The organism is Algoriphagus limi, from assembly GCF_024919275.1.
GTDB lineage: Bacteria > Bacteroidota > Bacteroidia > Cytophagales > Cyclobacteriaceae > Algoriphagus > Algoriphagus limi.
Window position 1 is genome coordinate 1 of record NZ_JANWGH010000002.1, and the last position, 22491, is coordinate 22491.

A 22491-nucleotide genomic window follows, 5' to 3' on the forward strand; every position below is an offset into this window, starting at 1 on the left:
TACGTGTTACGCACCCGTGCGCCACTCTCAACAATCCCGAAAGATCGTCTACCGTTCGACTTGCATGTATTAGGCCTGCCGCTAGCGTTCATCCTGAGCCAGGATCAAACTCTCCATTGTATAGTAACCTTATTTAACGTCCGGTATCAATACCGGCCGCCCTGTCTCTTTTTTGGCTTTCTGCTGTACAACATTTCAAAGAACTTTTCCAGTGAATTCCACCGGATCAGCAAAACTAACCCTACCCGGGATCCGTCCTGTGTCTTTGGTCACTCCGACCCTGTTTTTTTATCCGCTCCTTCCGAACGGGACTGCAAAGGTAAAGTATTTTTTTCTTCCCGCAACAAACCGGTTCAAAAAAAATTTAAACCGCTTTTTTCAACACCCTTTCAACACCCTGCTCTCAACTCCATCCGGCACCTTCCGCGCCTTTGGGACCACAAATATCGGAGGTTTTTTCCACCTCGCAAGCATTCCTCCCAACCTTTTTTTAACCCCCAGCACTAAAACCCTGATACAGAATGAGAAAATTCATAGAAAAAATTTTCCCCTCCCAAAAACTAGTTTCAAGAGGGGAAATTTTGATAAATTTTGATTTTTAAAGCTCTTTCAGAACAATATTTCGCCAATAAACTTTTATCCCTCCACCATCGTGAATCTGGAGTAAAACACCTCCTTTTCCTTCTCCAATCTTCTCATCTGAGAAATTCACCATCTCCACACCATTCAAATAGGAAGTTACATTATCACCCTTCACCACGATTCGCATTTTATTCCAATCGCCAAATTTCAGCGCTGAATCTTTTTCTGGATCTGGCTTGATCAACCAGCCCCTTCCATAGGATTCATAAATACCTCCAGTATCACTTCCTGGAGGTGCCACTTCCACTTGCCATCCGGAAACTTTTGTACCATCCACGGTAGAACGAATAAATACGCCGCTATTTCCATTAGCTTCTTGCTTGAATTCCAAGGTTATTTCGAAATCATCAAAATTTTTCTCAGTACCCAAGTAGCCATAGCCTTTATCAGGTCCACTTTCAGAAACTAGCAATCCATCTTCTACATACCATTTCTCAGTACCATAAATAACCCATCCATCGAGGTTTTTACCATTGAAAAGTTTTTGTTCTTTTTGAGCAAAAGAAACTATTTGGACAGCCGCAAATAGTAGGACTGTAATCAATATCTTTTTCATCGTGTTCTTACTTTAATATTTTTAAACCAAACAGGATCTCCATGATCCTGCAATGCGATTAAACCTTTTCTAGCGATTTTATAATCTGGAAAATCATTCCACTTTCCTGAGTTTCTTCTAGCAGTCCAGTCCTCAGAATAAGGCACAAACTCTACCGTCTTCTTACCATTCAACCAATAGCTAGCCCCTTCTTCGGTAAAAATAATCTTGGAAACATTCCACTCTCCAGCTGGCTTAACTACTCCTTCACCTTCCAAATCCGGCTCATACATCGCATAATCCGCCGCCAAAGATTGCCATGGCTCCAAGGGATCTGCGAAACCTAGCTGATCAATCACCTGATATTCAGGTCCTGTGTAATAAGGTGCTTTGTAATCAGGACCTTCTACCACATGATAGAAGACACCGCTGTTTCCTCCAGGAGAAATTTTCCAGGTGAATTCCAATTCAAATTCCTCGAACTCCATTGGCCCAAATACAATATCACCACCAATGTCACTTCCACCTGTCGCTCCAAGGCCTTTCATGGCACCATCTTCGATAATCCAGTTGGAAGGAGTGCTATCTCCATTGAATGCTCGCCATCCATCCATAGATTGACCATCAAATAATAACATCCATCCTTCGGCTTTTTCTTCCTCGGTCAGTGAATTGTCGGGAAGAACAACTTCCTCCACGACCTCAACTTCTTCTACATTTTCTGTTTTTGGCCCACAAGACCATACGGCAGCAAACAAAGCCACCCAGAGTAAATTTCTTTTCTTCATACTATAAAATGATTTCTGTTTAAAGGCTTTTGGATAAATCGACTCTAATTTACGGATTCATCCAGCAAATTTCCTTTTTGATTAAGCAATAGATTGGGTAATGAAGCAGAAAAGTTAATTGAAAATTTTAAAAAAGACCTGGTGTTATTTTAAAAATTTTACAAGTGGTCGGAAGCCATTGAATCAAATAAGCGTTCGGAAATAGGGCATGCTTTTCAATAATCGGGTCCCATACCAAGAAAATAACTCCCCATCAACAATTTCTATCCTCGTATTGGGCAAAGCTTGTTGAAATCCCTTTGCATGTTTAGCTTTAAAAGGAAAGGGTTCAGAACTCAAAAGCAGGTATTCCGGTGCTAATTCAATTAATCTTTCGAGTGAATTTTCTGGGTAACGATTTTCTTGAATCAAGTTTTCGAAACCAGCCCAATCAAGCATTTCATTAATAAAAGTATCGGACCCTGCTGTCATGATAGGATCATTCCATATCAAATAAACCGCAGTTCCTCTTTTGGGAATAGGTTTCTTGAATGCTTGTCTGAGCTGGACTAATAATTCTTCGGCTTTTTCGCGAGTTTCTGTCAATTTCCCCAAATCCTCTATTAAAGAAAAAGTATCTGAAAGGTTCTTTACGTCACTCAACCATACCTGGTATTTTTTTGCCAACTTTTCAATTCCATCTCGATCATTTTCTTCCTTATTCCCGATAATCAGGTCAGGCTTTATGGAATCAATCCGATCAAAGTGATAAGTTTTGGTTCCTCCAATTACTGATTTGGTCTTTCTGATATGATCAGGATGTACACAGAATTTGGTCACACCGACCAATCGATCCTCCAATCCCAAATCCACCAATAATTCGGTCTGAGAAGGAACCAAGGAAATGATTCGGCTTGGTGGGTTAGGTAAAAAAATCCTCCTATTGAGATGATCTGTGAAATTCATAGTGATAAAAGAAAATGGTTATCGATTATTTATAGATAGCGAAAAACCCCTCACCTGATAACCGATAACCAAAACACTATTAACTGATATATCTGAAGTCAAATTCAGGATCAAATTCCATCAAAAACTCATACATCAACTGAATGACTTGTTCTATATCTTCCTTGCTCGCCGTTTCAACCGTGGTATGCATATATTTAAGTGGAAGAGAAATCAAGGCAGATGGAACACCTTCATTAGAGTATGCAAAGGCATCAGTATCCGTTCCCGTTACTCTTGATGCTGCAGAACGCTGGAAAGGAATATCCTTTTTCTTGGCAGTTTCAATTATTTGATCCAAAAGCTTCTTATGGACAGAAGCTCCATAAGTCAATACAGGACCTTTTCCAGCCACTTGATCTCCACTGCTAATTTTATTATACATGGGGGAAGTCGTATCATGGCAAACATCCGTGATGATCGCAGCATGTGGCTTGATTCGGTGAGCGATCATTTGAGCTCCTCTTAGTCCAATTTCCTCCTGAACCGCATTGACTATGTATAAACCAAATGGAAGCTCTTTACCTGATTCTTTGATTTTCCGAGCCACCTGAGCAATCATGTATCCCCCAATCCTGTTATCCAAAGCTCTCCCTGAATAGAATTTATCATTTAGCTCAATCAACTCATCTCGGAATGTGATCACACAGCCCACGTGAATTCCCATATCCTCCACCTCTTTCTTAGACCGGGCTCCAACATCAATGAAGATATTGTCCAAAGTTGGAGAATCCTCTTTCCCCTCTTTTCTGACGTGGATCGCAGGCCATCCAAACACACCCGGAACGATCCCCTTATCGGTATGAATATTCACCCGCATAGATGGTGCAATCATATGATCAGAACCACCATTTCTTCTTACATAGATATAGCCGTCGTCTTTGATATAGTTGACAAACCAGCTAATCTCATCTGCATGTGCTTCAATAACAAATTTGTACTTGGAGTCTGGATTAATCACACCGACTGCCGTTCCATAATTGTCGGTAAAATAAGTATCAACATACGGTTTGATATAATCCAACCATATTTGCTGACCTGAAGCCTCAAAACCTGTAGGCGAAGCATTATTGAGGTATTTGTATAGAAATTGTTTTTGTGGATCCATAGTTTTGTTTTAGTCAATGGTCAATAGACCATAGTCCATAGAGTTTTTATTTTAAACGTTGTTTTAATGTCTGTATCATTTTAACTAATTCCTCACTTTTTGAATATGCTTCTTGAAATTGATCATCAGATAAATAGTTTCTTCTTTTTGCAATAAATAAAGCACACACCACTTCTACGACTGACCGAATTGCATAACCCAAGAACCTTGCGAATTCAGGGTTAGATTGACTTGTACTTCCTTCTGCAATATTTAATGCTATTGAATCTGCGGCTCTTTTGATTTGAGAGGAAAGATTGAATTTTTCCTCCTGAGGAAATGCTGAGGAAATTTGGAAAACTAGGTCATTCAAGTCCATTGCTTTCTGCCAAACTTGAAGATTTTCGAATTTAAAAGCCATCTATAAATTTAGGCAATATCCAGCTATGGACCATGGTCTATTCGCCATGGTCTATAAAGGAATATTCCCATGCTTTTTCCTAGGTAGCTTATCCACCTTGTTCTCCAGCATTTTAAAGGCTTTGATCAATTTAATTCGGGTTTCGGAAGGCTCTATTACCTCATCGATAAAACCTCTGTGTGCTGCTCGATATGGATTGGCGAATTTAGCGGTGTACTCATCAACCTTTTCCTGAAGTTTTGCTTCTGGGTCGGCGGCGGCGGAAATCTCTTTTCGGAAGATGATTTCAGAAGCTCCTTTTGCCCCCATCACCGCAATCTCTGCGGTTGGCCAAGCGAAGTTCATATCAGCGCCGATATGCTTTGAGTTCATCACGTCATAAGCTCCTCCGTAGGCTTTTCGGGTAATTACCGTGATTCTAGGAACGGTCGCTTCGGAAAATGCATATAACAATTTCGCTCCATTGGTGATAATCCCATTCCATTCTTGATCTGTACCAGGCAAAAATCCAGGAACATCTACTAATACCAATAAAGGCACATTGAAACTATCGCAAAAACGAACGAATCGTGCGGCTTTGATGGAAGCATGATTATCCAATACACCCGCCATAGATTGAGGCTGATTTCCAACTATTCCAATACTTCTCCCTGCAATTCGAGCAAAACCAACCACGATATTATCCGCATAGTTTTCATGAACTTCCATGAACGAATCAGCATCCACTATTCCACGAACTACGTCCCGAATATCATAGGGGTGATTTGGATTTTCTGGAACTATGGAATCCAACTCATTTCGGCTTTCATCAGCCTTCAATTCATAAGGATAAACTGGAGCAATTTCTTCGCAATTCTGAGGGATATAACTCAACAAATCTTTTATATGACGAATACACTCTACTTCATTTCTACAAGCAAAATGCGTCACTCCGGATTTGGTACTATGCGCAGAAGCCCCTCCCAACTCTTCGGCAGTAACAGTTTCCTGAGTAACTGTTTTCACCACATTAGGCCCTGTCACAAACATATAGGAGGTGTTTTCTACCATTAAGATAAAGTCTGTAATGGCAGGAGAATAAACTGCCCCTCCGGCACAAGGTCCCATAATAGCAGAAATCTGAGGAACGACTCCCGATGCAAGGGTATTTCGGTAAAAAATATCCGCATAACCACCCAATGAGTTAACTCCCTCTTGAATTCGGGCACCACCTGAATCATTCAATCCAATCACTGGAGCGCCGTTTTTCATGGCCATATCCATGATTTTGCAGATTTTCTCTGCATGGGTTTCAGAAAGCGACCCTCCAAAAACCGTGAAATCCTGAGAATAAACATAAACCAACCTTCCGTTGATCTCACCATAGCCGGTAACTACACCATCACCCAAATAATGCTCCTTATCCAAACCAAAATCTTTGGCGCGGTGCATCACAAAGCGGTCTATTTCCTGAAAACTTCCCTCATCCAGCAACAGCTCGATTCGCTCCCGAGCCGTCAATTTTCCTTTTTTATGCTGAGAAGCTATCCTTCCTTCTCCTCCACCGAGCATTGCCTCTGCATTTTTTCTTCGCAGTAGCTCGATTTTCTCTTCGTTCGTAGATCCGGTATAAATGGGTTTATTCTGGTTTTCCATAAAATTTGGTTTTGCGAAAGCCAAATATAACAGGCTTTGGGAGGAGGAAAAAAATTCAAAGGGATGGCTGGCTGCAATTGGTGCTGGAAAAGACTTTGAAAAATTAAAGGGGAATATTTAAGAGGCAAGAACTCTGGATTTTACAAGAACTTTCTATATTCGCCCATCCAAAATTTTGGCAGTATGAGTACCCCGAAGGCAGCGGTGATAGACATGGGAACCAATACATTTCATTTAGTATTGGTCGAGTTAGTTAAAGACGGATTTAAAGTTTTATACAAGGAAAAAATTCCTGTGAAGCTTGGGCAAGGTGGCATCAACCAGGACCACATCGCGCCTGATGCATTGAAACGCGCCTATCATACCCTCACTCATTTTAAAAATCTCATCGACGGCGAGCAAATTGACCGGGTTTTTGCCTTTGCAACCAGTGCTGTACGAAATGCCAAAAACGGTGAAGAATTTGTCCAAGAAGTCAAAGAAAAAATCGGAATAGACATCAAAGTCATCAGTGGAGAAGAAGAAGCGCTTCTGATTTATGAAGGAATTAAACTTTCCGGTTCGCTCAATGGGCAAACTGAACTAATGATGGATATTGGCGGAGGTTCAGTTGAATTTATCATCGGTACCTCCGAAGAAGTTTTCTGGAAAGGAAGCTTTGAGATAGGTGGACAACGACTTTTGGAACTTTTCCATCACCATGATCCAATTTTGACTTCCGAACTTCAGCGCCTTCATGATTATCTGGAGGAAAAGCTCCAACCGCTTTTAAAGGCTATCGCTAAATATAAACCGTGCAACTTGGTAGGTGCTTCAGGGACATTCGATACGCTTACTGATATTTACTTTGAGTCCATGCTGCAATGCAAGCTTACCGGTCAGCATGTGTTCGAATTACCGACTAGTGAATTTCATAGAATCCATCAATTATTGCTTTCCAAAAATCGAGAGGAACGCCTTCAAATTCCGGGCATGATTCCGATGCGAGTAGATATGATCGTAGTCGCTTCTTCCCTTATTGATTTTATTTTGAAGTACGTTCCTGTCCAGAATATCACCTGTTCGCATTACGCATTGAAGGAAGGAGCAATCGCTGAAGTTCTTCGTCAGCAGGTAGAAACCACCTGATCTACCCAAAGTCAAAGCGAAAGACTTTTATCTTTGTCCTAATTCTCTGTTAGAAACATGGCTATGCAAAATTTTTCCTACGACCGCTTGTACAAATTCACCCATGACACCCTTCTCAAAATGGGCTGTTCCGAACTTCATGCTCAGATCGGTGCAGAAGTTTTGCTTTCAGCTGATCTTCGAGGCGTGGATAGCCATGGTGTAGCACGCCTTTCTGGCTATGTGCGCTTGTGGGAAAAAGGAAGAATCAACACCTCTCCAAGCATCAAAATTGTCCATGAAACCCCATCAACTGCTGTGGTAGATGGAGACGGGGGGCTGGGTTTAGTAGTAGCTCCTTATGCCATGAATGTGGCGATTGAAAAAGCAAGCAAAGCCGGGACAGGCTGGGTTTCTGTAAAAAATTCCAATCATTATGGGATTGCAGGGTATCATGCTATGATGGCTTTAGACCATGATATGATTGGGATTTCTTTAACAAATGCCAGTCCTTTAGTAAGCCCAACTTTTTCCAAAGAGCGGCTTTTGGGAACCAATCCAATTTCTGTAGCCATTCCAGCCAAGGAAGAACCTGCATTTGTAGCGGATATGGCTACAACCACAGCTGCCAATGGAAAACTGGAAATTCTACAGCGTAAAAATCAGGATGCTCCATGGGGCTGGATTCAGGATAAAGAGGGAAAACCAACCACTTCTGCCAACGGTGTAAAAGAAGGTGGCGCTTTACTTCCTTTGGGTGGAGATCGGGAACATGGCTCACACAAAGGCTATGCTTTGGGAGCAGTAGTAGATATTTTTTCAGCCGTTCTTTCCGGTGCTAATTATGGACCTTGGGTTCCTCCTTTCGTCGCATTCTTGGAACCGGATCCCAATCCAGTAGGAGAAGGAATCGGCCATTTCTTTGGCGCGATGCGCGTGGATGCTTTCCGTCCAGCAGAGGAATTTAAATCTCATATGGATAATTGGATTAAACGATTCCGCTCTGCAAAACCTACCGAAGGAAATGAAAAGGTCTTGATCCCAGGAGATCCTGAACGAGAATTGGAAGCCATCCGACGAGTAGAAGGGATTTCATTGCTAGAGCCTGTGGTAAAAGACCTAATGGCTTTGGGCGAAAAATTTGGAGTAAGCCTCTAAATAAAATCGAAAACCTCCGATTTTTCTTTTTCAAAATACTGACTAATTAGGAAGGCTCTGACTTTTTCCTGCTAACTCGGCCAGGTGTCCTAGGTTATTTTTTAGTGGCAAAGGATTTTCTCCTTTCTCCTTCCATCACAGGTTGATTTGCAACTTTTGGCTCTTTTCGTAAATTGAAAGATGCTTCAACCTTAACCCAATAACCTATGAATCAATTCAATCGCCGCGATTTTTTAAAAGGCTCCTCTGCTTTAATGACCCTTGCTAGTTTTGGACTGCTTGGAATGGAATTTAAAAACCCTGATGGTCCCATCCGAACTGCCCTAATTGGTGCGGGATGGTATGGGAAATCTGACTTATTCCGACTGATTCAAGTCGCCGATATTGACGTAGTGGGATTAGCCGATCCGGATAAAAATATGCTGGAAGCTGCAGGGAAGTTAGTTTCTGAAAGACAAAAATCCGGAAAAGTCCCTCCACTCTATGAAAACTACCAAGATCTTTTAGCCAAGGAAAAACCAGAATTGGTTCTCATTGGGTCTCCAGACCATTGGCATGCCCTGCAAGCGATTGATTCCATTAAGTCAGGGGCGCATGTTTATTTACAAAAGCCTATTTCCGTAGATGTGATCGAAGGAGAGGCGATTTTGGCTGCTGCCAGAAAATACAATCGAGTAGTTCAAATCGGTACTCAACGGAAATCTACTCCTCACTTAATTCAGGCAAAGAAAGAGATTATTGATACTGGCAAATTGGGAAAGATTTCCCATGCTGAGGTTTGCTGCTATTATCATATGCGAGCTAATGGGAATCCACCAGTGCAGGATGTCCCTGACTTTTTCAATTATGAATTATGGACCGGACCTGCACCATTGAGACCATACGATGGACTTCCACATACCCGTTGGTGGAGAACCTTTATGGAGTATGGAAATGGAATCACTGGAGACATGTGCGTTCACATGCTTGACACAGTTCGCTGGATGCTCAAATTAGGTTGGCCAAGCCAAGTGACTGGCACAGGAGGCATCTTTGTCCAGAAAGAAGGTAAATCCAATATCGCGGATACCCAGACAGCCATTTTCGAATTTCCGGAACTAAATGTCGTTTGGCAGCATCGTACTTGGGGTAATCCGGTCGATCCGGAATATCCTTGGGCCTTTAAAATCTATGGGGAAAATGGAATGCTCGCTGGTAGCACCATGCAGGCAGATTTCATCCCGTATGGGGAAGGTGAAGAAGCCAAGCACTATGATGTGGTCTATGAAAAAGAAGAGTATCCGGAAGATGTAACTGAAGATAGGATAGAACTCAATGCTGCTCCAGCAACACGACTTCATATGAAAGACTGGCTCAAAGCCATTGACAATAAAACCCTGCCGATTGCTGATGTGGAGCAAGGACATATTTCTACAGCTTCTTGCATTTTGGCGAATATCTCCATGGAATTGGGAGGCCGTCCTTTAAAATATGATCCAAAAACCAGAACCGTGATCGGTGACCCTGAGGCTACTGCGAAATTAAGGAGACCTTACCGAGCTCCTTATGTACATCCAGAACCTGATCAGGTTTAAAATCTGAGATCGCCGGATTAATAGATTGAAATCATGTACTTGTCAGACTGAGCGAAGTCGAAGTCTTGCCATAATAATTATCAATACATTTTGACTTCCTGTCTTTGCCGGTCAAGCAAACGCTCAATCTGACCATAAACGAATATGGAGTCGGTTTTTTACTTTTGAAAAAGGTAAACCTGATGATCGAAATTGTCCCCGCTCAAAAAAAAGACCTGAAAACCATTCAGGAAATCGCCTATCAAACTTGGCCAAGCACTTTTGGAGAAATTCTTACTACAGGACAAATATCCTACATGCTGGGATGGATGTATAGTTTGGATACCTTGGAAAAGCAACTGGAAGAAGAACAATATTTTTTTCTGGCAAAAGAAGATGGAAAAGCGCTGGGATTCACTGCATTCGAGCTCAATTATGAACCTCAAAAAACCAAAATCCATAAAATTTACATCCTTCCTTCTGCACAGGGAAAAGGAATAGGCAAAAAGCTGTTTTCTAAGATTGAAGAAATAGCAACCGGCAAGAATCAAAGCGCTCTTTTGCTTAATGTAAACAAAGGAAATAAACAGGCTATTGATTTTTACAAGCGATATGGATTTGAAGAACTCCGCCGGGAGGTAATTGATATCGGGGAAGGCTTTGTGATGGATGACATCGTTTTTGAGTTTAAGCTTTAAGCCAAAATCACCCCAATCTTAAGCTGCTTTTTCCTGAATATTATCTAATCATCAAGAGTCCATGTTTTTATTAAAACAAGCTTAACGCATCTTCTAGTGCGATCGGAGAGCTTTTGGCTAATTTTGAAACGTACAGCAAAACTTTTTAACTCCTTGCAATTAATTTTTAGCCCCGACTCCGGTCGGGGCCAATTTGCAAAAAGCTTCCAATCATTTTTCTTGAGATTCTGTGCGCATCTTGTACCTTAGATGGGTAATTTTATTTCTATGGAACTAGCCACTACTCCGGGTAAATTCTTGAATTTTGATCGTAAGAATCTCAGTGATTCTAAACTGCTGGAATTGTATGAGGGACTGTTAATTCCTCGGCGAATCGAGGAAAAAATGCTTATCCTTCTTCGACAGGGAAGAATCTCCAAATGGTTTAGTGGCTGGGGACAGGAAGCCATCTCTGTCGGTGCGGTACAAGCACTTCAAGCAGATGAATTTATTCTTCCCATGCACCGAAACTTGGGAATATTCACAGGTCGAAAAGTCCCTCTGGCAAAACTTTTCGCACAGTTTCAGGGAAAAAAATCCGGATTCACAAAAGGCCGTGATCGGTCTTTTCATTTTGGGTCAAAAGAGCATCATATCGTGGGAATGATTTCTCACTTAGGTCCTCAGTTGGCGATAGCGGATGGAATCGCTTTAGCGCATAAACTTTCGAAGGAAAAGAAAGTCGCACTGGTTTTTTCGGGCGATGGCGCGAGTTCGGAAGGGGACTTCCATGAAGGACTAAATGTGGCAGCAGTTTGGAAGTTGCCTGTGATTTTTGTGATTGAGCATAACGGTTACGGACTTTCGACGCCTAACCGGGAGCAATTTGCTTTCAAAAACTTCACCGATAAGGGCCCAGGATATGGAATCGAAACAGTCCGAATCGAAGGAAACAATATTCTCGATGTTTACCAGACCATATCCAAATTAGCTGTGGACATTCGAAAAAAACCTCGCCCTATCTTGGTAGAAGCCATCACATTCCGAATGCGGGGACATGAGGAGGCTTCAGGAACCAAATACGTCCCCAAACAGCTGATGGAAGAATGGTCAAAATTAGATCCAGTGGAAACCTATGAAAACTACCTGGAATCCATCGGTGTTCTGGATGAAAAGAAAAAAGAACAAGTCAATAAAAAAGTCCGAAAAGCGATCACTGAAGCATGGGAAAAAGCCTTCGCCGAAGAAGCTATATCTCCAGTAATTGAGGAAGAGCTACAGGATGTCTATGCTCCTTTCGAGCAAAAGTTGATCAAACCTGTTTCCGAAAAAACAAGCGAAAGACGGTTTGTAGATGCCATCAGCGACAGCCTTCGCCAATCCATGGAAAAATTCCCAAATCTTGTCCTCATGGGTCAGGATATAGGAGAATACGGTGGAGTTTTCAAAATCACCGATGGATTTGTCAAGGATTTCGGAGCAGATCGGGTACGAAATACCCCACTTTGCGAAAGTGCCATCATAGGAGCTGGCTTAGGTCTATCAGTTAAGGGTTTTAAGGCTATGGTCGAAATGCAGTTTGCAGATTTTGTCTCTGTCGGCTTCAATCAGATTGTGAATAATCTTGCGAAAATCCATTACCGCTGGGGACAGAATGCTGATGTGGTCGTTCGGATGCCGACGGGCGCTGGTGTGGCAGCTGGACCTTTTCATTCCCAATCCAATGAGGCTTGGTTTTTTCATACTCCGGGATTGAAAATAGTCTACCCTTCTAATCCTTTTGAGGCCAAAGGATTGCTCAATGCTGCAATTGAAGATCCAAACCCTTATTTGTACTTTGAACACAAAGCGCTATATCGCTCTATGAGTGCGGAAATCCCGGATGATTACTATACGGTTGAAATTGGTAAAGCTCATCTGGTAGAAGAAGGAAATGATGTATCGATCATTACCTATGGAATGGGTGTTCATTGGGCAAAGCGAGCAGTTGAAGAAATGAAGCTTTCGGCTGATATTTTAGATCTTCGGACCTTGCTTCCTTGGGATCAGGAAGCCGTTAAGGAAACTGTGAAAAAGACCGGAAAGGTGGTTTTCCTTCAGGAAGATTGTTTGACAGGAGGAATCGGAGCTGAAATCTGTGCCTGGATTTCTGAGCATTGCTTTGAATTCTTGGATGCACCTGTGATGCGGGAAGGAAGTTTGGACACTCCAGTACCCTTTTCCCCAAATTTGGAAAAAGCATTTTTGCCAGAGGCTAGGTTTAGAAAAAAGTTGAAAGAGCTGATTGAATATTAACATAATTAGGAACCTCTTCTTGGGATTTCTGTATTCAAAAACAGATATTGAATAAAAATCCCTAGCCATGAAATATCGATTCCTCTTTTTAATTTTTCTTCTTTCAGGATTCCTAATAAATAGATCGGGCTTTTCCCAGACACTTATCGGTGCGCAGATTGATAATCGAGCAGGGATCAAAGGACTCACCCTGAATCCAGCCAATGTAATCAACCCGAGACTGAAAGCTGAAATCCATCTTTTCTCCGCAAGTGCTTATGTTGGAAATGATTACATAGGATTAAACCTAGGCGACCTAAATCAAGTGAATGATTTTCGGTCATTTCAGGAAAACAGCAACATTAATTCCAAGCCAGACAATAATTTTGTTGGAAATTTAGATATTTTCAGACCTGGTTTTCAGTTTAACATAGACCCCAAAAATAGCTTAGCTCTCACGACGAGATTTAGGACATTTTTCAATTTAAACAATGTAGGAGGTGAATTTTTTGAATCAATTGTGGCCGAGGACGAATCATCCAGCTATGAGGTTTTGATGCGTGATCTTTCGGGAATTCTTCACGTTTGGGGAGAATTAGGCTTAACCTACGGAAGAGTTTTGCTAGAAAACAGCAACTACTCTTTAAAAGGTGCTGCTACATTTAAATACTTAGCTGGTGCTGGTGGAGTCATTGGATCCAGCAACCTATTAGGAGCTATCTATCTAGAAACCCCTAATTCACTAACTACAAGAGGAAACTTGGATTATGGTTATTCAAATGGATTTGAATCTGGAGAGGTTGATTTAGGGGATTTTCAATCTGGCTTTGGAATGGACATTGGATTTATCTTTGAACTTCAGGATCAAACCAAAAACGCCTATTCTGATGGGTATAAATTCAAAGCCGGTGTATCGATCATGGATATAGGAGGAATAAAATATCCACAATTCGGAAGATGGAATTATGATTTGGATAAAACGGTTGATCTGGATGGAATTGAAGAAACTACAATTCGTGAATTTCTTGAACAAAACTATGTAAGCGCTGTAAATGAACGAGATACCAGATTGGCAATACCTACCTCCTTACAGATTTTTGCCGACTACGCTTTATCCAATCGTTTTTACATTTCTGCCCATGGATCCTATTCTCTTCGAAAGCATCAAGAAGTTCCTGTTAGCCAAATAGTCAATAGTATAGTCATTACTCCAAGAATGGAAACAGGCTGGTTTAGCCTCTACTCTCCCATAAGTTACCGGCAATTTGAAGGAGGAATTTCCTGGGGAGTTGGTCTCCGTCTCGGTCCTGTAACAATCGGGTCAGCTTCAATCTTAACCAATCTACTTTCCAAAAACTCAAGAAGCACAGATGCATATTTCGGTGTTCAAATCCCGATCTACAAAAAAGGATCTCGAATAAATCAACCCTAAAAGCGAAACATCAAGATCCCTTCAATACGTAATAGTCAGAAAAGCACTTTGTATGGCAAGGGTTTTTCTTTTAAGTTTCTTCATTTTCATTTCACATTCTTCATTCAGCCAATTCTTTCTTGCAGGAGGCCATTTCAATGGTTCTATACCTGTTGGAAAACTTAAGGAAGAAACCGGCTCTCTCTTTTTCCCGACCATTTCAGGGATTTTCCTTCATGAATTCCAAAGTGCACCTATTCAAATTGGATTGGAACTAGGCTATGGAATTTATGGAAGTAAGGTGGAAAGAAGGACGGATTTGTATCCGGGATTTTCGGATGAACTCCGCCTACGAAGAAACAACAACCTAGCGACTGGAATGGCTGTCATTCGCTTCCTTCCAGCTGTCAACACGAAAATCACACCCTTTTTCGAAGCCCAAATGGGTGTAAATTACCTCTACACCCGCTACAAAATCAGAGAAACTATTTTGGCTGAAGAATCTATTGAAAGTGATAAGGATTTTGAGGATTGGGCTTTGGCCTATCGCATAGGAGGAGGACTTCAATTCCCCATTGATGAATTTCTGAAATTGGAATTCCGAGCCACCTTTCAAGACGGCAATAGTGTGCGCTTCCTTCAAAAAGGGGATGTTACCTACCTGCCAGACGAAGGAATTTTTGAATACAATATCAGGCGTAGCCCATTACAGTATATGACATTTTCGGTCGGGTTGATTTATTATGATTTGTTTCATTGAGGTGTTATTCTCACTCATGTTTTAAGTAAGAAAATCACCCCTTCTTTTTCCAGAATTTCCATCTAGACTTCAGTTGGATTGGTTTAAGCTCAGATTCGTTTCTTTTAGTAACAGAAGTAGCCTCCTTTTTCCAAAGGAAAACCGGCAAAGCCCAAAACACTCCCAGCATACTGAAAACCAGTCCCCCAATTGTACCGATCGCCAATGAGAACCAAAAAATCTCATTTTGACCTTCCATGATAAAAGGGATCAAGCCAAAGCAGGTAGACAAAATCGTGAGCAAAATCGGAATGGCTTTTCCTGCTACGGATTTCAGCACGTTTCGATTATAGGCTCCTGTAGTTCGGTTGTTCAGGTCATTGACAATAAAGATTCCGGCATTCACAGCCAATCCTCCCAGCATGACAAAGGCCGCATAGCCTCCCTGATCGAAGTAGAAATCAAAAAGCGAAAAGATCAGAAAGAGGCCGATAAAGCTGATCGGAATGATGGCGATGATGTAGACAGGCTGCTTGAGATTTTCAAAAAGCACTGCACAAATCATAAAAATACCCAGAATCAAAAAGGCTAATAGGGAATACTGCCGCTTGGCTTTTTCATAGCTAAAGGACCAGGTTTGCTTATCCGCCGTATAGCCAATCGGCATAATCTGCTTCATTTCCTCCAACACCTCATCCAAGTATTCATTACCAAACTTCGCTGAACCCATGTACTCAAAGGCCACTGCACGGATATATTGTCGATCTTCTTTATTGAGCGCATTGGTGGTGGTTTCCTTTGTCAAGGTACCGTAATCCGAGATTTTGAAAATGCGATTTTCTCCACTGATCAATCCCTTTTGCTCTAAATCAAACTTGCTGAAATCATTGGATTTAGCTTCCCGAATCACCATGCCGTAGTTCTTTTCTTCCAGCGTCAATGAACCCATAGCACCTTGCGGTTTGCTTAAGTCCAGCATGGTATTGATCAGCTCGAATTGGTTGGTCTGACCTAGGGCTATTTGATTCTGATCCAGGCGAAGTACGTATTCCTCGGTTTTCTGCTCACCCCAATTTAAGCGCTCATTGGTATTGACTTCCTGAATCCGCTTATGCTGAAGTAGTTTCTCCGCCAATATCTCCGCCTGTCGTTCCAATTCATCAAAATTATAGCCTTTCATCGTCACCCGGAAAGAAGGAATACCCTCTCCTCCTGCTCCGGTATAGAATCCCTGTCCTACTCCATAGATATTCCATTGAGCCCCGCTCCAATCCGTGGATTTGACGGATAGTTTTCCTTTGAGTTGATAGGGCAAAGCGGAATTTTCATAAGCCCCTTTAAAGGTAATCTCTATTTGCGCTCGCTGACCAGACATCACGTAAGTGACAAATTTGTCTATCCCTTCCACATCCTTCAGGTAGGCTTCAAACTCACGCATGATAAAGTCCATCTGATCTAGGGTATTCCCAAAAGGCAAACGGGCAGAGACATACAATCGGGTTTTTGCCGCTTCTCGGTAGGAGCTTTTTTCAAAAACTCCCCTCACAAACATCCGCAGCGATCCACCCAAAGCTTGATCCACATAGGGGCGGATTTCCTCTTGGTAAAAAGTGTTTCCAACCGTTTTATTGTACCACTCCTGCCCTTCCCACTTGGCTGGTAAGTAAAATATCGGAATCCCAAAAAGCAGAATCAGGAGGGTAATAAAAGCTTTGCGATAGCGAGCTGTCCAAGAAACAGTTCGCTCAAAGCGATGAAGAGACTTGACCCGCTTACGCAACTGTGAAATGCTGAGTTTTCGGCCTTTTCTGGAAGATTCTTTGAATAGTATTTCGTAAAAAGCCGGAGTAAAAAACAAGGCAATAATCAAGGAAATAGCCAGCATGACGGACACCACAATGGAAAATTCCGTCAGGTTTTTTTGATCTTCTTCAGGAAGGAAAAAGACAATCATCAAGGCAGCGATCGTCGTAAAAGAGGCGGCTAACAATGCCAAAAACACTTTTCGATTCCGGTGCTTATGCAAATGATCAATCATGATAATCGCATTGTCCACGATCAATCCAAAACTAATCGTCAAGCCTGCCAAGGAATACAGATGAATATCCACCTTCAAAAAATAGAGCACCATGGCGCAAAGGCTCAGATTGATTAAAATCCCTAGAAAGAGCACCGCTAGGTATCTCCAGTTGCGATTGATCAAAAAGATAAAGACGATCAAAATCAGGATGGAAAGTCCGGATCGTTTGTAAATTTTATCCAGTTCCTTGTCCAAAAACTCCGTATCATCCCGCTCTAGTCTGACTTCAAATCCGGCAGGAAGCAGGGGTTGAGCTCGCTCGATAGCCGCTTTGAGATTTTGAGCAAGCAGTACCTTATTGACCCCGTCCCGATTGAAGACTGTCAGCGTTACCGAGTTATTTCCATTGATACGATAATAGCTCGATGGCTCGGCTTCCTCCAAAGTCAGTTTGGCCACATCCCGCAGCAGGACATCCTGTCCATTCAGTTGCGCTACTCGAAGGTTCTCCAATTGCTCCAAATCCCGAAGCGAGCGATCTACCTGCACGAAGAGGGTTTTCCCCTCTTTATTCAGTATTGACCCCGGGAAACTCCTACCAAAAGCCTGATTGATTCGGCTACTCAACTGACTTCGGGTAAGCCCATAAGCTTGAAGCTTTTGGATATCAAAGGTGATATACAACTGTAAATCTGTCGCTCCTCTTACGGACACTTCTTCCACCTCTTCAAATTGAGTGAGGGCAGGTTTGAGTATGTCTTCCGTGATTTTTTTGATTTCAAAGGCAGCAAAAGGACCATTCACCGAATAGGTCAAAATAGGAGTCTTAATATCGGAGCGCGCCTCCGCTGACTGGGTCACCACCGGATACGAAAGTCTGGAATCAAGCTGAGGATAAATCTGACGAATCAGCGACAAAACCTCGAATCGCTTCAATTCCATGTCTGCTTCCTTGTCAAATCGAAGCGTAATTTCACCACGGTCATAATTGGATATCGAGGTGATTTTATTGAGTTCGGAGAGTTGAGAAAAAGCCCCTTCCAAAGGAGAAGTGGCTAGCTTTTCGATTATTTCCGGAGAAGTTCGGGGTATTCCATACGAAATGGACAGCACAGGTTCCTTGTCCCGGGGGTTTAAATCCACCGATAACAAGGGAATGACAGCTACTCCCAAAATAGCTAAAACCACAAACGCTACTAAAACCCGAAATGGTGTCATTTTATGCTTCGGTTAATTTCTTTTTGGACACAAAAAACCAATAAGCCAAAGGCACAAAATACAAGGCTGTCAAGGTCCCAATAGTGAGCCCACCAATCACTGAATACACCAAAGGTCGCTGCAAATCAGCACCCAAACCCGAGCTGAAAATAATCGGAATCAATGCTAAAATCGTCGTAATGGAAGTCATCAAAATAGGCTTCAATCGAATCTGACCCGCCCGATGAATGGCCATTTCCAAAGCTTCTTTTGCAGAAACTTCAGGACTCTCCACATATTCTTTTCTCAGTCTGTTAATGGTGTCAATCTTCAGAATGGCATCATTTACCATGATTCCTAGCATCACAACCAAACCGATGGCAGACATGACATTCAGCGAGGCTCCTGCTAATAAAATCACCAATAATGCGCCGGAAATGCCCAATGGCAAGGTCAAGACCACAATCAAAGGCTGTATAAAGCTCTCAAACTGAGCTGCCAAAATGAAGTAAAGCAGGAGCACCGAAACCAGTAGAATACCGATCAATTGCTGAATATTTTCCTTATCCTTGAAATATTGCCCGACCATGCTTACGCCCAAATTCCGCTCCGCTCCCCAACGGATATAATCGGAATTGTGAGCATCCGGCTCTGACGCGGTCACCAAAACAGATTGATAGATTCCACCCTTATCAGCGGTGACGTATTTGTAATGATCTTCATATCGATAATCGACAAATTCCCCAAGCGTGTAAAAAGCAGAGTCCGAAGCTGCCAATTGGGTCGTTCGAAGCAAGTCCTCAAAGCGGGCTTCTGATTCCTTCAATCGAATCGGCGTAATCTCTCCAAATCGTCGAATATCCGTAATCGTGTAAGTGCCAAACAAACGGGAAAGTTGCTCTTGAACTTGATCCACGGAAATCCCATAAGTGGCCAATCGATCTGCCCGAAGGGTAAAGACTACAGAAGCTTCTTTTTGCAAACCAGGTCCTCTCTCCCAATCGGAAACGGGGAATTGACTGAGCCAAGGATCCATTTTCTCTTCAGGCACAGGTTCTTTGGAAGTCAGGTCTTTCCAGCGAACCTCATAATAAGGCAAGGTGGAACTGAACAATTGATCAAATGCATTGGGTGCATCCCCTATTTTATAATTGGCTTCAGGATAATTTTTAGACAAAAAGTCAATCAAATCCTGAGTCATCATCTCCTTATCTTCCAAGGAATTAAAGAGGAAATAAAGCAGGGATTGTTGAATGGAATTTTCCCCATCAAAGAGCAAAAACTGCCTTACACCCACATCAGCCTCAGCCTTTTCGTAGCGACCATTCATCGCATTCATGAGAGCTATGACCCGGTCTCGATTTTCAACTGCCGAGATCGGCTCATTCCAATCAATTTCTAATGTCGCATCGAGCTTATCAATCTGAGGCAATCCTTCTGAATCCAGAAAATAACTTAATCCCAAACCAAGCGGAATAAGCAGAGAAAAGAAGATCATGGCAAGCTTTCTGCGTCCAAAAACAATGCTGTATCCTTTTTCATACAAACCTAAAATCCAGCTAAAGAAAGCTCCCTCTGATCCATCCTCCTTCTTTTTACTTTTGCTGAAAAAGAGAAAATACAACATGGGCAAAAGAATAAAAGCCACTGCCAAGGAAACCGAAAGGATGGCTCCTACTGCCACTGCCTGATCAAAAAATAAGGCCCCCGAAATTCCGCTCAAAAACACTAAAGGCACAAATACCGACAGGGTGGTCAGGACGGAACTAACCAAGGCACTCATCACTTCATTCACTCCAGCCACACAGGCTTCAAAGAGCGAAAGACCGGATTCCCGCTTGCGTGTGATATTATCCAAAACAATGATGGAATTGTCAATAAGCATCCCGATCCCCAAAGCCAGCCCTGAAAGAGAAATGATATTGATGGAAATATCGAAGAAGTAAAAGACCAAAAAGGAAATCAGTAAGGAGGAAGGCAAACTCACCCCGATGATGATAGGAAGTCGATAGTCCTTCATGAACAGAAATAAAACCCCAAATGCAAATAGCCCCCCGAAAAGTAAGGAAGTCTGCAAGTTGGAAATGGCAGCATTCAAGAGATTGGACTGATCTTGGGTCAGTTCAAAATCTACCTGAGGATAATCCGTTTTGAAAAGCTCCAGCGCCTTTTTCAGCTCCGGCATGAGCTCATTCATTTTGGCAGCGGCTTGCTTATGCACCGTGATCACCAAAGCCTCTCGTTCCCCAAAAAGATGGTAGCCGAGCATTTCCTGCGCCTGATAGCTCACTTTAGCCAATCTTCCCAAAGGCACAATCGCCCCTGATGGAGCTAATACCGGAAGACTCTCAATATCTGAAGGGGTATCTACTCGGGTAGCTAGGCGGAGGTAATAGCGAAATTGACCGTCTTTTACTGACACTCCCGGCAACTCCGAATTGCCAGCTTGAATTGCGCTGATTACCTGTTGCTGCGTCATACCCAGCGCACGAATGGCGGCTTCATTGGGTTCAACGGTGATGATGCGTTCTTTTTTACCATTGATATCCACCAAGGAAACTCCAGGCAGTTGCTCGATTCGCTTTTTAAGGACATTCTCAGCGAGTTGGCTGACTTCAATTTCATCAATTCCTTCTTTTGGAATGACTTGTACCCGAGCTACAGGAATATCAGATGTATTGATTCGAATGACTTCGGGACGAGCCAATCCTTCCGGTAAAGAATTGGTAATTCGGTCAATTTTTTCATTGACATCGATGTAGGCCAATTCCATCTGCGTGGAATAATCAAAAGTCAAACGGATAGTTCCCACTTCCGATCCTGCTTTGGAATCCATCTCCTCCAGCCCATTCAGCGTAATCAAGCCCTCTCGAATAGTCCGAAGTACATTTTGCTCTATGGCCTCGGGAGAAGCATTGGGATAGTTGACCTTGACGACGATCTGAGGCACATCGATGGGCGGAAGCAGCGAAATCGGCAATGTCCGCAAGACAATGAAGGAGAAAACCATCAATGCCAAAAAAGTCATGAATACGGCAATGGGCCGTGCCAGTAAAAATCGAACCATGGCTTATTCAGTTACGATTTGAACAGGAGCTTGGTGCGCCAACTGCAAGTTATTCGTAGTGATCACCGTACTACCAGCCTCGATTCCATCCAAAATTTCAATTTCTTGCCCATTGTCTCTTCCTACTTCCACATAGTTCCACTGGGACTCATCGTTATCAATTGTGAATACTACAGCCCGTCCGGATCGATACACTACGGCATCTTTGGGAACGACAAGGGAATTAGCTTGAGGAGCTCGGATAATGGCTCTTGCATTCATACCGGGTAGGAGATTTTGGGAAGTGCTGAGCCGAATAGCCACTTCTACCAAACCACTTTCATCTACTTTGGGATTGATGGCAATGACCCTACCTTCCAAAGCCTCCTGCGTATTGGAAACAGGATAGACCTCTGCTTTTTGATTGATTGAAATCAAGCTGATATCTGATTCGAGCACTTTCACGCGAAGCTCAAGATTGGAAGTACTGAGAATCTCGCATAACTCCGAATTTGTGGCGATCAGACTTCCCATCTTGAATTTCAGGTCTGCCACTCGCCCGCTAATCGGAGCTTTGACTTCACATCTTTCCAAATTCAATTGGGCCTCTCTCAGCTCGATCTCAGCTAAAAAGACTCCGTTTTTGGCTTTTAGTTGCTGCTCCAGAAAGGCTTTTCGTTCTTCATCACCGGAGGCAAAATCACGGGAAAAGCCAAGCTTATCATTTTCATAAGCTGCCAAGGCATTTTGAAGTGAAATTTTGGCCTTTTCAAGCCTGATTTCAGCTTCGGTCGGATCGAGCTTGGCAATGACTTGCCCTTTGGAGACAGCTTGTCCTTCCCGTATTGGCAATTCGATCAGGTATCCCGGCTGCTCGATAACAGCTTTGACCTGAGCTGCTGCTTCCAACTTTCCGGTAGCATTTATCAGGTAGTCAAAGCTTTTTGTTTCAGCCAGAGCCACCCGAACTTCCGTAGCAGCTACTTCATTTCTAAAAGATTCAGCAGGAATTTCCTCCTGTTTTTCTGCGTCTTCCTTACAGGAAAAGTTAAGGCCCAGCAAACAAATCAGGGCTAAATAGTGGTAGTTTTTCATCTAAACAATCGTTAGACCACTAATAAAATAATTTATTAGTAGGTTTCAAACCTGCTCACAGAAAAAAGCTGTTAAAAAAGGTGAAAGTAATTTTCCTTTTTCCCAAGCCAAACCAAAACTCA

16 protein-coding genes and 1 rRNA gene are annotated in these 22491 nt (G+C 42.5%); 7 read left to right on the top strand and 10 right to left on the bottom strand.

What is annotated here, in order from left to right:
* From NY014_RS08370 to NY014_RS08400, 7 genes are all read right to left on the bottom strand, one after another.
* A 16S ribosomal RNA gene (locus NY014_RS08370) occupies positions 1-120 on the bottom strand; the annotation flags it as partial.
* Positions 121-598: 478 nt separating this feature from the next.
* Positions 599-1198 carry a 3-keto-disaccharide hydrolase gene (locus NY014_RS08375; RefSeq protein WP_259414151.1) on the bottom strand — a complete coding sequence of 200 codons (600 nt, stop codon included), beginning with the start codon at positions 1196-1198 and terminating at the stop codon, positions 599-601.
* Positions 1195-1965 carry a 3-keto-disaccharide hydrolase gene (locus tag NY014_RS08380; RefSeq protein ID WP_259414152.1) on the bottom strand — a complete coding sequence of 257 codons (771 nt, stop codon included), beginning with the start codon at positions 1963-1965 and terminating at the stop codon, positions 1195-1197. The genes NY014_RS08375 and NY014_RS08380 overlap by 4 nt, the downstream gene beginning before the upstream one ends.
* 183 nt (positions 1966-2148) lie before the next feature.
* Positions 2149-2910: a helical backbone metal receptor gene (locus NY014_RS08385; protein ID WP_259414153.1), complete on the bottom strand. Its 762-nt coding sequence runs from the start codon at positions 2908-2910 to the stop codon at positions 2149-2151.
* Between the two features lie 79 nt (positions 2911-2989).
* Positions 2990-4057, bottom strand: a complete 1068-nt coding sequence (locus tag NY014_RS08390) for a M42 family metallopeptidase (RefSeq protein ID WP_259414154.1) — start codon at positions 4055-4057, stop codon at positions 2990-2992.
* Positions 4058-4103: 46 nt separating this feature from the next.
* Positions 4104-4457 (bottom strand): four helix bundle protein, encoded by a 354-nt coding sequence (locus tag NY014_RS08395; RefSeq protein WP_259414155.1) that lies wholly within the window; start codon positions 4455-4457, stop codon positions 4104-4106.
* Between the two features lie 51 nt (positions 4458-4508).
* Positions 4509-6092, bottom strand: a complete 1584-nt coding sequence (locus NY014_RS08400) for an acyl-CoA carboxylase subunit beta (protein ID WP_259414156.1) — start codon at positions 6090-6092, stop codon at positions 4509-4511.
* Between the two features lie 183 nt (positions 6093-6275).
* Here NY014_RS08400 and NY014_RS08405 point away from each other — a divergent pair, with 183 nt between their 5' ends.
* From NY014_RS08405 to NY014_RS08435, 7 genes are all read left to right on the top strand, one after another.
* Positions 6276-7220 (top strand): Ppx/GppA phosphatase family protein, encoded by a 945-nt coding sequence (locus NY014_RS08405; RefSeq protein WP_259414157.1) that lies wholly within the window; start codon positions 6276-6278, stop codon positions 7218-7220.
* Between the two features lie 63 nt (positions 7221-7283).
* Positions 7284-8357 (top strand): Ldh family oxidoreductase, encoded by a 1074-nt coding sequence (locus tag NY014_RS08410; protein ID WP_259414158.1) that lies wholly within the window; start codon positions 7284-7286, stop codon positions 8355-8357.
* Between the two features lie 206 nt (positions 8358-8563).
* A complete protein-coding gene (locus tag NY014_RS08415) occupies positions 8564-9931 on the top strand; it encodes a Gfo/Idh/MocA family protein (RefSeq protein WP_259414159.1) in 1368 nt (455 codons plus the stop codon).
* A gap of 182 nt (positions 9932-10113) precedes the next feature.
* A complete protein-coding gene (locus tag NY014_RS08420) occupies positions 10114-10608 on the top strand; it encodes a GNAT family N-acetyltransferase (RefSeq protein WP_259414160.1) in 495 nt (164 codons plus the stop codon).
* Between the two features lie 267 nt (positions 10609-10875).
* Positions 10876-12882: an alpha-ketoacid dehydrogenase subunit alpha/beta gene (locus tag NY014_RS08425; RefSeq protein WP_259414161.1), complete on the top strand. Its 2007-nt coding sequence runs from the start codon at positions 10876-10878 to the stop codon at positions 12880-12882.
* A gap of 67 nt (positions 12883-12949) precedes the next feature.
* Entirely contained in the window at positions 12950-14293 is a 1344-nt protein-coding gene (locus NY014_RS08430) for a DUF5723 family protein (RefSeq protein WP_259414162.1), read from the top strand.
* A 52-nt stretch (positions 14294-14345) separates the two neighbouring features.
* Entirely contained in the window at positions 14346-15032 is a 687-nt protein-coding gene (locus NY014_RS08435) for a hypothetical protein (RefSeq protein ID WP_259414163.1), read from the top strand.
* A gap of 34 nt (positions 15033-15066) precedes the next feature.
* On the opposite strand, the gene NY014_RS08440 is transcribed toward NY014_RS08435, so the two are convergent.
* From NY014_RS08440 to NY014_RS08450, 3 genes are read right to left on the bottom strand one after another with little or no spacing between them, the layout of a single operon-like run.
* The gene (locus tag NY014_RS08440) at positions 15067-18249 is read right to left on the bottom strand and encodes an efflux RND transporter permease subunit (protein WP_259414164.1); all 3183 of its coding nucleotides are present in this window, start codon (positions 18247-18249) and stop codon (positions 15067-15069) included.
* Between the two features lies 1 nt (position 18250).
* Entirely contained in the window at positions 18251-21295 is a 3045-nt protein-coding gene (locus NY014_RS08445; protein ID WP_259414165.1) for an efflux RND transporter permease subunit, read from the bottom strand.
* Between the two features lie 3 nt (positions 21296-21298).
* Positions 21299-22369, bottom strand: a complete 1071-nt coding sequence (locus NY014_RS08450) for an efflux RND transporter periplasmic adaptor subunit (RefSeq protein WP_259414166.1) — start codon at positions 22367-22369, stop codon at positions 21299-21301.
* Between the last annotated feature and the right edge of the window lie 122 nt (positions 22370-22491).